10 protein-coding genes are annotated in these 13,288 nt (G+C 65.2%); 9 read left to right on the top strand and 1 reads right to left on the bottom strand.

Annotation, left to right across the window (positions count from 1 at the left end; genetic code table 11):
* Positions 1-82: 82 nt before the first annotated feature.
* A complete protein-coding gene (locus tag PMN64_RS37850; protein ID WP_411784440.1) occupies positions 83-1,078 on the bottom strand; it encodes a LysR family transcriptional regulator in 996 nt (331 codons plus the stop codon).
* Positions 1,079-1,169: 91 nt separating this feature from the next.
* On the opposite strand from PMN64_RS37850, the gene PMN64_RS37845 reads away from it, so the two are divergent.
* The 9 genes from PMN64_RS37845 (at position 1,170) to PMN64_RS37805 (ending at position 13,122) form a co-directional block, all read left to right on the top strand.
* On the top strand, positions 1,170-2,195 hold the full coding sequence (locus PMN64_RS37845; RefSeq protein WP_225163682.1) for an ABC transporter permease: 1,026 nt from the start codon (positions 1,170-1,172) through the stop codon (positions 2,193-2,195).
* A gap of 70 nt (positions 2,196-2,265) precedes the next feature.
* Positions 2,266-3,291 carry a sugar ABC transporter substrate-binding protein gene (locus tag PMN64_RS37840; protein ID WP_028331499.1) on the top strand — a complete coding sequence of 342 codons (1,026 nt, stop codon included), beginning with the start codon at positions 2,266-2,268 and terminating at the stop codon, positions 3,289-3,291.
* A 295-nt stretch (positions 3,292-3,586) separates the two neighbouring features.
* The gene (locus tag PMN64_RS37835; protein ID WP_411784439.1) at positions 3,587-5,719 is read left to right on the top strand and encodes an ABC transporter permease; all 2,133 of its coding nucleotides are present in this window, start codon (positions 3,587-3,589) and stop codon (positions 5,717-5,719) included.
* Positions 5,719-6,840 (top strand): SMP-30/gluconolactonase/LRE family protein, encoded by a 1,122-nt coding sequence (locus PMN64_RS37830; RefSeq protein WP_411784438.1) that lies wholly within the window; start codon positions 5,719-5,721, stop codon positions 6,838-6,840. Before PMN64_RS37835 ends, PMN64_RS37830 begins: the two co-directional genes overlap by 1 nt.
* Positions 6,841-6,851: 11 nt before the next feature.
* Positions 6,852-8,387, top strand: coding sequence for a sugar ABC transporter ATP-binding protein (locus tag PMN64_RS37825; protein ID WP_411784441.1), 1,536 nt, complete (start codon positions 6,852-6,854; stop codon positions 8,385-8,387).
* Positions 8,388-8,782: 395 nt separating this feature from the next.
* Complete coding sequence (locus PMN64_RS37820) at positions 8,783-11,098, top strand: bifunctional salicylyl-CoA 5-hydroxylase/oxidoreductase (RefSeq protein WP_411784437.1); 2,316 nt, start codon at positions 8,783-8,785, stop codon at positions 11,096-11,098.
* The gene (locus tag PMN64_RS37815) at positions 11,095-11,874 is read left to right on the top strand and encodes an SDR family NAD(P)-dependent oxidoreductase (protein ID WP_411784436.1); all 780 of its coding nucleotides are present in this window, start codon (positions 11,095-11,097) and stop codon (positions 11,872-11,874) included. The genes PMN64_RS37820 and PMN64_RS37815 overlap by 4 nt, the downstream gene beginning before the upstream one ends.
* A gap of 11 nt (positions 11,875-11,885) precedes the next feature.
* The gene (locus PMN64_RS37810) at positions 11,886-12,725 is read left to right on the top strand and encodes an enoyl-CoA hydratase family protein (protein ID WP_411784435.1); all 840 of its coding nucleotides are present in this window, start codon (positions 11,886-11,888) and stop codon (positions 12,723-12,725) included.
* A 1-nt stretch (position 12,726) separates the two neighbouring features.
* Entirely contained in the window at positions 12,727-13,122 is a 396-nt protein-coding gene (locus PMN64_RS37805) for a RidA family protein (RefSeq protein WP_028345205.1), read from the top strand.
* Positions 13,123-13,288 lie beyond the last annotated feature (166 nt).

The following is a 13,288-nucleotide window of genomic DNA, read 5'->3' as shown; positions in this document are numbered from 1 at the left end:
ATCCTAAGTCTCGTGGGCTCGGAGATGTGTATAAGAGACAGGGAGAGGGAGCCCACCGCCTTTGCGGCTCGATAGCGCGCCGCTATTCCGCGGCGAGGCTGGTTGGCAGCGGGATGCCGACCTTGGGGCGCGCTTTCACTGCGCGGCGATTCTTCTTGCTGAAGCGGCTGCCGGCCAGCAGCGCCGCGGCCGCGCGGAGCTGCTCGCGCAGCCATTGATTGGTGGTGTCGTCCTCGGCGGTGGCGTGCCAGTAGAGATAATTGACGTGCGGGCTGATCGGGAACGGGCAGGGGAAGCACTGCAACAGCCCGGGATCTTCCAGCACGGAGGCGGCGCTCTCCGAGGCGGTCAGAAGCATGTTGCTGCGGCTCACGACGTGGCAGGCGGTTGCGAAATTCTGACAGGTCAGGCGAACAGTGCGGGTCAGCCCGAGGCGCTGGAGCTGAAAATCCTCGAACGACAGGCCGCTGCGCCGCGACGTCACGCAGACATGCTCCATGCGCAAATAAGCCTTCTTGTCGAGCCGGCTGCCGAGCTCGGGATGGCCGCGCCGCGCGAACACCGCGATATGCTCGGTCAGGATCTGCTCGCGCCGCACCTCCGCCGAGAGCGGCAACAGCGTATCGATCGCGACGTCGAGGGTGCCGGCGGCCAGCTCGCGCTCGAGATTGTTGCGCTCGCTGCGCACGGTGGCGATCTCGACCAGCGGCGCCACCGTGCTGATCCGGTTGACCAGCGCGCTCAGCATCGGTGCCTCCAGATTGTTGCGCAGCCCGATCACGAACCGCTTCGGCGTCTTCGCCGGATCGAACCGATGGGTGTGGGTCAGCGTCGTCTCTAGGCCGTTGAGCGCCTGGCGCACCGTGGTGATGATCTGCCGTGCCAGCGGGGTCGGCGTCATCACGTGGTTGCGGCGCACGAACAGCGGATCGTTGAACATCGCGCGCAACCGGCTCAGCGCATGGCTTACCGCGGGCTGGGTCAGGTTGAGGCGAAAGCAGGCGCGGCTGACGCCGCCCTCGGAATAGATCGCGTCGAACACGACGAACAGGTTCAGATCGACGTCACGTACATGCATGGAAATGATCAATCCGTATCCGCCGAATGCATTTGACGAATACTAATCGGCACTCTTAAAGTCTCAAGCAAAATAATACCTGGAGGAAACGATGAGCGTGCAATCGCCATCGCGCGGCGTTGCTGTCCCTGCGGCATCATCTCGCCTGGGCGCAATGTTTGCAAAGCCGAGCCAGGAGCAGATCGTGCTCCTGATCACCATCGCGCTCCTGATCGTGTTCGGCCTGACGCTGAACGGCTTTGCCACCGTCTCCAATCTCCTGAATCTGTTGCGGAGTATTTCCATCCTCGGCGTGCTCGGCCTCGGCATGGGGCTGATCGTGATCAGCCGCGGCATCGACCTCTCCGAGGTCGCGATCATGGCGGGTTCCTGGGCGATCGCGCTGATCTACATGCAGAACGGCATGCCTGTTTTCACGGCAGTACTGCTGGCGCTGGCGGTCGCGGTGCTGATCGGCGTCGTCAACGGCGTGATGGTCGCCTTTGTCGAGGCGCCGGCGCTGTTCGTGACGCTGGCTGCCGGCTTCGTGATCTATGGCCTCGCCTTCTGGATCGCGCCGGCCTGGGTGGTCTATGCGCCGAAAGATGCGCCGGGCCTGATGTATCTCGGCGCCGGACGGCTGTTCGGCATCCCGGTTCCGATCCTGGTGTTCGCGGCCTGTGCAATCGCGATGCATTTGTTCCTGTCGCGCACCTCGATCGGCCGCTTCATCTATTCGCAGGGCGACAATCCGGAGGCCGCGCGGCTGACCGGCGTCGCGCTGCGGCCGCTGATCGTGCTCGAGCACGTGCTGGTTGCACTGCTCGCCTGGATTGCGGGCCTGGTCTGGGTCGGCACCACGGGCAGCATGCAGATGGCGATCACCCAGGGCACCATGATCTTCGATGTCGTGCTCGTCGTCGTGATCGGCGGCATCAGCCTGATCGGCGGCCGCGGCAGCGTGTTCAGCGTCGTGGTCGGCTGCATCCTGATCGGCACGCTGCTCAACGCCTTCACCATCATGGACGTCAACAGCGAGGTGCAGAACATCATCAAGGGCGTGGTGCTGCTGGCCGCCATCGTGCTCGACAACTGGCTGCACCCCCGCGACGAGGAGACAGCGCGGCAAGGCGACTGAAACAAGGCGACTGAGCCGGCCGCCGCGCCAAATCAATCAATCAAAAGAAATTGCTTTGTGGAGGGAGACGATGAAGACGACGACGAAATTCTGGACGATCCTGCTGGCCGGCGTGACGCTGGCCGCGATGCCATTTGCGGCATCGGCGCAGGAGGAAGGCACCAAGACCGCGCGCGAGCTGCGTGCCGTCTACGACAAGGCGCTGCAGGGCAAGACGATCGCCTATCTGCCGATCGCGCTCGGCGTGCCGCTGTCCGACGAATGGGGCCGGGTGGTGCAGGAGGAAGCCGAGTGGCGCGGCATGAAATATGTCGTGCGCGATCCCAACAACAACCCCTCGGCGATGCAGCAGGCCCTGACCGCGCTGGTCGACCAGAAGCCCGACGTGCTGATCGTGCAGAATCCGAGCGTCACGCTGTTGATGAAGGATCTGAAGCGCGCCGAAAGCCAGGGCACGCATGTGATCCAGATCAACATGTCCTCGAACTACAAATCCGGCGCCTTTGTCGGCGCGGATTGGCGCGAGATCGGCAGGATGCTGGCGAACGAAGCCGTGAAGGCTTGCGGCACCGGCTCGGGCAAGTCGGGCAAGGTCCAGATCGTGCAGGGCGAACTGACCGCGGCCGCCAGCGTCGATCAGGTCGGCGGCATCATGGAGGTGTTGAACAAGGATCCGAACATCAAGGTGGTCTCGAACCAGGCCGCGAACTGGGACGCCAACACCGCGCTCAACGTCACCGCGACGGTGATCCAGCAGCATCCCGACCTCTGCGCCTCGATCGGGTTCTGGGGCATCATGGAGTCGGGTGCGGCGCAGGCGATCCGCAATGCCGGCAAGATCGACGATGTGAAAGTGTTCGCCTCGGGTGAAGGCTCGCAGCTCGATTGCGACCAGGTCAATTCGGGCAATTTCTACAAGTTCCTGAGCTACAAGGCGACCGAGCAGGGCCACGACCTGATGTTCGCCGCCGAGACCCTGCTGGTATCAGGCGAGAAGCCGGGCAGCCGCAATCTCGTCTACTACACGCGGCCGATCTGGCTCGATAAGTCCAACGCCTCGGGCGCCAACTGCTTCGCGCTACCCAAGAAAAATTAACAAGGCGCGGACAGCCGGCGCGGGGGGCATTCCCGCGCCGGCTGTATCTAAGAGCACGATCCGGCAAGGTGGAGCCGGTTTTTCTCCGACCGATGCGCAGCGTTCGCGGAGAGCGTGCTCAACAAGGGACGAGGTCGCGATGCGATGGCCGATCGCGTCATGACCAGGAGCATGATCCGGGACGTGCAAGCCGGCTCTCCGCAAGATCACGCTCGATCACGAGCACGATCCGGAAAAGTGGAAGCAGGTGTTCCGCAAGATCGTGCTCAAACAAGAGGGTGCTTTGGCGATGTCGATGGCCGTTGATTCCTTTGCCGCATCGGTGCGGCGATTTTCACCCCGGCTCCTGCTGTCGGAGCTGCTGCTGAAACAGTGGTTCGAGCCGGTGGTTCCCTTCACCGTGATGATCGGGCTGTGGGGCTATTTCGCGCTCACCATTCCCGACTACGCCTCGGTGCAGAACTCGGTGTCGCTGCTGCGGCTGTTCGCCGAATTCGGTTTCGTTGCGCTCGCGATGGGCTTCTGTCTCGTCACCGGCGGCATCGACCTCTCGGTCGGCGCGATCTTCGCGCTGTGCAATTTCGCGGCATTGTATTTCCTGCTGGTGCGCGAATGGCCGGTCGGCCTCGCGGTGCCGGCGACGCTTCTGGTCGGCGCGCTACTCGGCAGCATCAACGGCTTCTTGATCGGCTTCCTGAAGACGCGGCCGTTCCTGACCACGCTGGTGACGCTGATCATCCTGCGCGCCTCGGTCAATCTGCTCAACACCAGCTACGCCCAGGTGTTCGCGACCAACTCGGTCGAGAGCGACGCCTGGGATTTCATCGGCGGCGGCAGCGTGCTCGGCATTCCCGTCAATGCGGCGACGCTGTTCGTGGTGCTGTTGATCTGCCACATCTTCCTGTCGCGCTCGCGCTATGGCTGGCATCTCACCGCGATCGGCGCCAGCCGCAAGGCGGCGCGTCACGCCGGCATCCGCGTCCGCGTGATGCTGTTCATGACCTATGTGCTGTCGGGAACGCTGTGCGCGGCGAGCGGCATCTTCTACGCCGCGCGGCAATCCTCGACGGATTCCACCACCGGCGTGGGGTGGGAGTTCCAGGCACTGACCGCTGTCGTGCTCGGCGGCGTGTCGCTCGCCGGCGGCAAGGGTACGGTATGGCGGGCGATGATCGGCGCGCTCATCATCTTCCTGTTGATCAACGGCCTCGTGCGGATGGGCATCCCGGGCTACGTCACCTCGGCGGTGACGGGCATGATCCTGCTCGCCGCCGTCGGCATCGACGTCAAATGGTCGAAGAACCGCGGCAAGGCGATCCAGAAGATCTATGTCAATCCGGCCTTCGTGCCGCTCGCCTCGGCGCCCGCGGTGCAGCCCGGCGCGGCCTCGCCCTACGCGCAGAACGACCGGCTGATCAAGGCGCAGGCGATCGGCGTCGATCAGGTCGAGGGGCCCGAGGACGTCATCCTCGACCGCCAGGGCCGGCTCTACGGCTCGACCCGCGACGGCAATGTGATCCGTTTCTCCGGGCCTGACTTCAAGACCCGCGAGGTGTTCGCCCATATCGGCGGCCGGCCGCTCGGCATGCAGTTCGATCGCGACGAGAACCTGATCGTCGCCGTCGCCGGCATGGGCGTCTACGGCGTCGCCCCCGATGGCGGCATCTTCAAGGTCACCGACGAGACCAACCGCACCTGGTACAAGCTGAACGACGACAGCCGCCTGCGCATGGCCGATGACCTCGACATTGCACCCGACGGCAAGATCTATTTCAGCGACTGCACCACGCGCTACGAGATGACCACCAACACCCTCGACATCCTCGAGGGCCGGCCGAACGGCCGCGTGGTCTGCTACGACCCGGCGACCAGGACCACGCGCACGGTGATCAACCACTTCTATTTCCCGAACGGGATCTGCGTCTCGCATGACGGCAAATCGATCCTGATCGCGTCGACCTCGCTCTGCAAGGTGTTCCGGCACTGGATCGACGGGCCGAACAAGGGCAAGACCGAGGTGCTGATGGACGAGCTGCCGGGCAACCCCGACAACATCAACCGCGCCTCCGACGGCACCTACTGGCTGGCGCTGGTCGGCATCCGCACGCCGACATTCGACCTTGCCGCGCGAAAGCCCGGCTTCCGCCTGCGCATGGTGAAGCAGGTGCCGACCGACGAGTGGCTGGCGCCCGCGCTCAACCATGGCTGCGTGCTGAAATTTAACGAGAAGGGCGAGGCGCTGGAATCCTGGTGGGACCCGACCGGCATCTCGCATTCGACCCTGACCTCGATGCGCGAGCACCAGGGCTATCTCTATCTCGGCGGGCTTGAGAACAACCGGATCGGCCGCATCAAGCTCGAAGGCGTCGACGACAGCTGGACCGGCTACGACGCCTATTGGGGTGCAAAGAGCAGGGTGACGACGTAATGGGATTTTTCGATCATCTGCTGCGCGACATCCGCAGCGTCATCGACCGCGACGGCGGCCAGAACGCGATCCCGCCGCTCGACGGCGCGCTGAGCCCGAACGACCGGCTCGACACTGCCACCCCGATCGGCGAGCCTCTGCCCGGCATCGACGACGTGATCGCCGCCGGCGACGGCGCGGTCTATGTTTCCGCAGGACGCCGGGTGCTGAAGCTCGGCGGCAATGACTTGTCGACGCGTATAGTCGTCGCCGAGTTCGAGGATGATGCCGGCGGGCTCGCGCTGCATCCGGACGGCCGCCTCCTGGTCTGCGTCGCGGGCAGGGGCCTTGCCGCGATCGATCCCGCAAAACCCGATCCGCGCTGGCTGGAGTCCGTCGGCGGCAGCGCGCTCACGGGGCTGTTGTCGGTGACGGCGGCGCCCGATGGCCGCATCTATGCCGTTGAAGGCAGCGCCGGCCGACGCCCGGGCGAATGGCGGCACGACCTGATGGAGAAGCGCGCCAATGGCCGCCTCATCAGCTGCGGCGCCGGCCTCGACAATCCGCAGGTGCTGCTGCGCGACCTGCCCTATCCCTATGGCGTGAGTGTTTCGGCCGACGGCAACAGCCTGTGGCTCACCGAGAGCTGGGCGCATCGCCTCAGCCGGTTCGCGCTCGGCGGCAACGGGTTCGGTCCGCGCGAGACCGTCGCCGCCAACATGCCGGGCTATCCGGCGCGGCTGCATCCGGACGGCCATGGCGGCTTGCTGCTCGGCATCTTTGCCCGCCGCACCCATCTGATCGAGTTCGTGCTCAAGGAAGACGACTTCCGCGAGGAGATGATGGCGACGATGCCGCCGGATTACTGGGTCGCGCCGGCGCTCGCCGGCGGCAGCGATTGCCTCGAGCCGATGCAGATCGGCAGCGTCAAGGCGCTCGGCATCCAGAAGCCTTGGGCGCCGCCGCGCTCCTACGGTCTGCTGGTGCATCTCGATGCCGAGGGCGATGCGACCGACAGCCTGCACAGCCGCGCCGGCGGACGCTTCCACGGCATCACCGCTGCCTGCGCCACGCCATCGGGCGTCGTGATCGCGGCGCGCGGCGCCGGACGCCTGCTGCGCACTACGGGAGAGCTGCCATGAATGACGGTGTGATGCAGGCAGCCCCCGGCGCCAAGACGGCCGAGACCTCCGCAACCCGCGAGCCGGTGCTGCGGATCACCAACGGTTCGAAAATCTATGGCGGCGTCCACGCCATCGAGGGCGTCAATTTCGACCTCTATCCCGGCGAGGTGCATGCGCTGGTCGGCGAGAACGGCGCCGGCAAATCGACGCTGTGCAAGGCGATCGCGGGCGCGATCCAGCTCACCTCCGGCGACTATCTGCTCGACGGCAAGCCGACCGGTTTCGAGCAGCCGCGCGACGCGCTCGATGCCGGCATCTGCATGGTTTATCAGGAGACCAGCCTGGTGCCGACCATGACTGCCGCGCAGAACATCGAGCTCGGCAACGAAAAGCTGCTGACCCGGTTCCGCACCCTGAACATCCAGGCCCAGCAGCTGCTGCAGTCGCTCAACTTCCACGTCGATCCGGCGACGCCGGTGGCGCTGCTCGGAACCGCCAAGAAGCAGATGGTGGAGATCGCGCGCGCGATCTACAACAAGGCGCGCATCATCATCTTCGACGAGCCGACCGCGTCGCTGACGCCGGAAGAGATCGTCCACTTCTTCCATCTGGTGCGCGACCTGCGCGCCCGCGGCGTCTCGATCATCTACATCTCGCATGCGCTGGAGGAGTCGCTGCAGATCGCCGACCGCATCACCGTGCTGCGCGACGGCAAGCTGGTGATCACGGCGCCGGCCAGGCAGCTGACGCGCGATGCGCTGGTGCAGCACATGGTCGGCCGCGAGGTGGCGCAGGCGGTCTATGGCGGAAGAGAGAAAACCCATCAGCGCCGCGAGAAGGTGCTGACGGTCGAGAACGTCACCATGGGCATGGCGGTCAAGAACATGTCGTTCTCGGTCTATGCCGGCGAGGTGGTCGGCATCGCCGGCCTGATCGGCTCCGGCCGCACCGAGATCGCCAAGATCATCTACGGCGCGCTGAAGCGCAATCTGGTCAATGGCGGCACCATCCGGCTGCGCGGCAAGCCGATCCGCTACCGCGTGCCGCGGCAGGCGATCAATGACGGCATCGCCTACATCACCGAGGACCGCAAGGCCAACGGCTTCTTCGAGACGATGGTGGTCGACGACAACGTCTATATCGGCAGCCTCGCCACCGGGAAGGGCTGGAGCTTCCTGCTATCGCGCGCGCGGCGCAGCAAGCTCGCCAGCTACTGGGTCGATCGGCTCAAGATCAGCGCGTTGCAGCGCAAGGCCAGGATCATCGAGCTGTCCGGCGGCAACCAGCAGAAGGTGGTGCTGGCCAAGACGCTGGTGCAGGACCCCTCGATCATCATCTTCGACGAGCCGACGCGCGGCGTCGACGTCGGCACCATCCCGCACATCCACGGCGAAATCCGCCGTCTCGCCGACGAGGGCAAGGCGGTGGTGGTGATCTCGTCCTACCTGCCGGAGATCCTCGCGGTGTCCGACCGCATCCTGGTCGCCCGCACCGGCCGCATCGTCGCCGAGTTCGACGCGGCGGACGCGACGCAGGACAAGATCCTGTACGCCGCGGTGCATTGAGGGCGCGTGCAGTGGGCACGTCCTCGGCGTAGGGCGGATCAGCGCAGCGCAATCCGCCGTCTTGCCACGTCTTCGACGGGCAAATCAGCAGCAACAAGTTCAGTGTCGTCCCGGCGCAGGCCGGGACCCATAACCACAGGTTGTCATTGTTGCACGTCGCTGGAACGACGAGTCCCGTCGACAATTTCTGCTGCGGCGTATGGGTCCCGGCCTGCGCCGGGACGACGCTGCGGGTGCGGCCGAACCGCCCTTGACAATTATTTTAAGTATAAAATAATATCCCCCATCGGCTCCGATGGGGAAATGCCCCCGGTCGCCGAAGCCAGAGCATGATCCGGAAAAGTGGCACCCGGTTTTCCGAGGCGATCATGCTCAAACGGAAAGGCGAGAACGCCATGCGTATCGTTTGCATTGGAGGCGGGCCGGCCGGGCTTTATTTCGGCATCCTGATGAAGATGCTGGATCCCGCGCACGTCATTTCGGTGGTCGAGCGCAACCGGCCCTATGACACCTTCGGCTTCGGCGTGGTGTTCTCGGACGCGACCATGGACAACATGCGCAAATGGGATCCGGTCACCGCTGATACGATCGAGCAGGCCTTCAACCACTGGGACGACATCGAGGTCCTGATCAAGGGCCGGCGCATGCGCACCACCGGCCACGGCTTCGTCGGCATCGGCCGCAAGCGGCTGCTCAACATCCTGCAGGCGCGGGCCGAGGAGCTCGGCGTCGAATTGATCTTCGAGCGCGAGGTGAATTCCGATCTCGAATTCCCCGACGCCGATCTCATCGTGGCATGCGACGGCGTCAACTCGAAGATCCGCACCAAATACACCGAGGCCTTCCAGCCCGACATGCTGATGCGGCCGAACCGCTATATCTGGCTCGGCACCAACCGTCCGTTCGACGCCTTCACCTTCGACTTCCGCAAGACCGAGCACGGCTGGTTCCAGGCGCACATCTACAAGTTCGAGGAGGGCGCGGCGACCTTCATCGTCGAGACCACCGAGGAGGCCTATCTTGCCCACGGCCTCGACAAAATGGAGCAGGGCGACTCCATCGCGTTCTGCGAGAACGTGTTCGCGGAAATCCTCGAGGGGCATCATCTGGTCTCGAACGCGCGACATCTGCGCGGCTCGGCCTGGCTGTCGTTCCCCAGGCTGATCTGCGGTAAATGGACCGCGTTCAACGGCAACAGCCATGTCGTGCTGATGGGCGATGCCGCCCACACCGCGCATTTCGCGATCGGCTCGGGAACCAAGCTCGCGCTGGAAGATGCGATCGAGCTCACCAACCAGTTCAAGACCCACGGCGCGACGCGGGACAGTACTCCCACAGTGCTCAAGGCTTACGAGGAGCTGCGCCGGGTCGATGTGGCGCGGATCCAGAACGCCGCGCGCAACGCGATGGAATGGTTCGAGGTGGTCGGTTCGCGCTATGCCGATACGCTCGAGCCGGAGCAGTTCATGTATTCGCTGCTGACCCGCTCGCAGCGCATCAGCCACGAGAACCTGCGGCTGCGCGACAAGACCTGGCTCGAGGGTTATGAGCGCTGGTTCGCGGAGCGCAGCGGCGTGGCCGCGACCAACGACCGCGTCACGCCGCCGATGCTGACGCCGTTCCAGATCCGAGGCCTGTCGCTTCATAACCGGATCATCGTCTCGCCGATGGCGATGTATTCTGCGGAGGAGGGCATGCCGACCGACTTCCATTTGGTGCATTTCGGCTCCCGCGCGCTCGGCGGCGCCGGCCTGCTGTTTACCGAGATGACCTGCGTCTCGCCGGAGGCGCGGATCACGCCCGGCTGCTGTGGCCTGTGGAACGACGCGCAGGCGGCGGCCTACAAGCGCATCGTCGACTTCGTGCACCAGAATTCGCAAGCCAGGATCGGCATCCAGCTCGGCCATGCCGGCCGCAAGGGCTCGACGCGCGTCGCCTGGGAAGGCATGGACGAAGCGCTGCCGGACCATAACTGGCCGCTGGTGTCGGCTTCGTCAGTGCCTTATCTGGCCGACGGCCAGATCCCGGAGCCGATGAGCCGCGCCGAGATGGACGAGGTACGCGACCAGTTCGTCGCGGCGGCACGGCGCGCTGCGGCCGCGGGCTTCGATATTCTGGAGCTGCATTGCGCGCACGGCTATCTGCTGTCGAGCTTCCTCTCGCCGCTGACCAACCGTCGCACCGACGACTACGGCGGATCGATCGAGAACCGCGCGCGTTATCCGCTGGAGGTGTTCCGCGCCATCCGCGCGGTGTGGCCGGAGGACAAGCCGATGTCGGTCCGCCTGTCCTGTCACGACTGGGCCGAGGGCGGCAACACGCCCGAGGATGCGCTGGCCTTCGCAAAGCTGTTCAAGGGGGCGGGAGCCGACCTGATCGACTGCTCCTCGGGGCAGGTCTGGGCCGACGACCATCCGGTCTACGGCCGGCTCTACCAGACGCCGTTCGCCGACAAGATCCGCAACGAGGTCGGCATCGCCACCATCGCGGTCGGCGCGATCTCGGAGGCGGATCACGCTAACTCGATCATCGCCGCCGGCCGCGCCGATCTCTGCGCCATCGCGCGGCCGCATCTCGCCGACCCGGCCTGGACGCTGCATGAGGCCGCGAAGATCGGCGTCAAGCAGGTCGCCTGGCCGAAGCAGTATCTGTCGGGCAAGTCGCAATACGAGGCCAATCTCGAACGCGCGGCTGCGGGAGTGAAGGCATGATGAGGTTCTGGCCCAACGCACATGCGCTGGTGACCGGTGCCGGTTCCGGCATCGGCGCCGCGACGGCGATCGCACTCGCAAAAGCCGGCGTGCGTGTCAGCATCGCCGGACGGCGGATCGACGCGCTGAAAGCGACAGCGGCATCGCTCGACAAGCACGCCGGCGCCGCTGTTTCGATCGACGTGACGGATGAAGCTGCGGTGACCAAGGGTGTCGCGCAGATCGAGGCCGAAGTTGGCCCGATCGATATTCTCGTCAACAATGCCGGCAAGGCCGCGAGCGCGCCGTTCGACAAGACCGGCGCGGCGCTGTGGGCCGACATGCTGGCGAGCAACCTCTCCAGCGTGTTCCTGGTGACGCATGCCGTGTTGCCCGGCATGGCGCAGCGCGGCCGCGGGCGGGTGATCAACGTGGCCTCGACCGCGGGTCTCACCGGCTATGCCTACGTCTCGGCCTATGTCGCGGCCAAGCACGGCGTCATCGGCCTCACGCGCTCGCTGGCGCTGGAATATGCACGGCGCGGCGTCACCGTGAATGCGGTCTGCCCCGGCTACACCGATACGCCGCTGGTGGCGGATGCCGCCGCGAACATCGTCGCCAGGACCGGCCGCAGCGAACAGGAAGCGCGCGCCGCGTTGGCAAAAGTCAATCCGATGCAGCGGCTGGTCACGCCCGAGGAGGTCGCCGACGCCGTCCTCTGGCTTGCCTCCGAGACTGCATCGTCAATCAACGGACAAGCCGTCGCGGTCGCCGGCGGCGAAGTCTTTACCGGGTGAAGGAACACACCATGTCCGAGATGAAAGCAAAACTCCGGCCGTTCAAGGATTATCCCGCAAAGCACTTCCGCTGGCAGGTCGATGCGAGCGGCCGTGTCGCGACCATCACGCTGAACCGGCCGGACAAGAAGAACCCGCTGACTTTCGAGTCCTATGAGGAGCTGCGCGATCTCTTCACCAATCTCAAATACGCCTCCGATGTCCGCGCGATCGTGCTGACCGGCGCCGAGGGTAATTTTTGCTCCGGCGGCGACGTGTTCGAGATCATCGAGCCTCTGACGCGGATGGCGATGCCGGACCTGCTCGCCTTCACGCGGATGACCGGCGAGGTCGTGCGGGCGATGCGCAAATGCCCGCAGATCATCGTCGCCGCGATCGACGGCATTTGCGCCGGGGCCGGCGCGATGCTGGCGCTGGCGTCCGACCTGCGGCTGGCGACGCCGCAGGCCAAGACCGCGTTCCTGTTCACCCGCGTCGGCCTCGCCGGCGCCGATATGGGCGCGTGCGGGCTGTTGCCGCGCGTGATCGGGCAGGGCCATGCGGCCGATCTGCTCTACACCGGGCGTGCGATGAGCGCCGAGGAAGGTTTTGCGTGGGGCTTCCACAACCGTCTGGTGGCGCCGGCGGAGCTCGCCGGTGCCGCGCAGGAGCTGGCGCGTTCGCTCGCGGATGGGCCGTGGTTCGCGCATGGCGTGACGAAAACGATGTTCAACCAGGAATGGGCGATGGGCGTCGACGAGATGATCGAGTCCGAAGCACAGGCGCAGGCGATCTGCATGGTCACCGGCGATTTCCGCCGCGCCTTCGAGGCGTTCGCCGCCAAGCAGAAACCGGCCTTCGAGGGCAATTGAGATGATCGAAATCCTGCAACCGGAAGGATGGGCCAAGCCGATCGGCTACGCCAACGGCATGGCCGCGCGCGGCAAACAGCTGTTCATCGCGGGCCAGATCGGCTGGAACGGGCAGTGCGTGTTCGAGACCGACGATCTCGTGGCGCAGATCGGCCAGACCTTGCGCAACATCGTCGCAGTCGCCGCCGCCGGCGGCGCCGGGCCCGAGCACATCGTGTCGATGACCTGGTACTTGCTCGACCGCAAGGAATATTCCGCGCGGCTGAAGGAGATCGGCACGGTCTATCGCGACATCATCGGCCGGCGCTTCCCCGCGATGACCGCGATTCAGGTTGCCGGCCTGATCGAGGACCGCGCCAAGGTGGAAATCCAGGCGATTGCGGTGGTGCCGGACTAACGGCGATGCCGGATTGTCATACCCGTCATCCTGAGGAGCCGCGAAGCGGCGTCTCGAAGGATGTACGGCCCCGCTGGTGGCCGTCGACCCTTCGAGACCTGTCTCTTATACACATCTCCGAGCCCACGAGACTTAGGATATCATCGCGTATGCCGTCTTCTGGTTG

The organism is Bradyrhizobium sp. UFLA01-814, from assembly GCF_046718885.1.
GTDB lineage: Bacteria > Pseudomonadota > Alphaproteobacteria > Rhizobiales > Xanthobacteraceae > Bradyrhizobium > Bradyrhizobium elkanii.
Note: the sequence above shows the minus strand (reverse complement) of the source record. Positions and strands in the feature narration are given on the sequence as shown.

Excerpts from the sequence above, each read along its gene's own strand:
- PMN64_RS37840 (WP_028331499.1), top strand. The coding sequence starts at position 2,266 with ATGAAGACGACGACGAAATTCTGGACGATCCTGCTGGCCGGCGTGACG.
- PMN64_RS37850 (WP_411784440.1), bottom strand. The coding sequence starts at position 1,078 with ATGCATGTACGTGACGTCGATCTGAACCTGTTCGTCGTGTTCGACGCG.
- PMN64_RS37845 (WP_225163682.1), top strand. The coding sequence starts at position 1,170 with ATGAGCGTGCAATCGCCATCGCGCGGCGTTGCTGTCCCTGCGGCATCA.
- PMN64_RS37805 (WP_028345205.1), top strand. The coding sequence starts at position 12,727 with ATGATCGAAATCCTGCAACCGGAAGGATGGGCCAAGCCGATCGGCTAC.
- PMN64_RS37835 (WP_411784439.1), top strand. The coding sequence starts at position 3,587 with ATGGCCGTTGATTCCTTTGCCGCATCGGTGCGGCGATTTTCACCCCGG.
- PMN64_RS37810 (WP_411784435.1), top strand. The coding sequence starts at position 11,886 with ATGTCCGAGATGAAAGCAAAACTCCGGCCGTTCAAGGATTATCCCGCA.
- PMN64_RS37815 (WP_411784436.1), top strand. The coding sequence starts at position 11,095 with ATGATGAGGTTCTGGCCCAACGCACATGCGCTGGTGACCGGTGCCGGT.
- PMN64_RS37825 (WP_411784441.1), top strand. The coding sequence starts at position 6,852 with ATGCAGGCAGCCCCCGGCGCCAAGACGGCCGAGACCTCCGCAACCCGC.
- PMN64_RS37820 (WP_411784437.1), top strand. The coding sequence starts at position 8,783 with ATGCGTATCGTTTGCATTGGAGGCGGGCCGGCCGGGCTTTATTTCGGC.
- PMN64_RS37830 (WP_411784438.1), top strand. The coding sequence starts at position 5,719 with ATGGGATTTTTCGATCATCTGCTGCGCGACATCCGCAGCGTCATCGAC.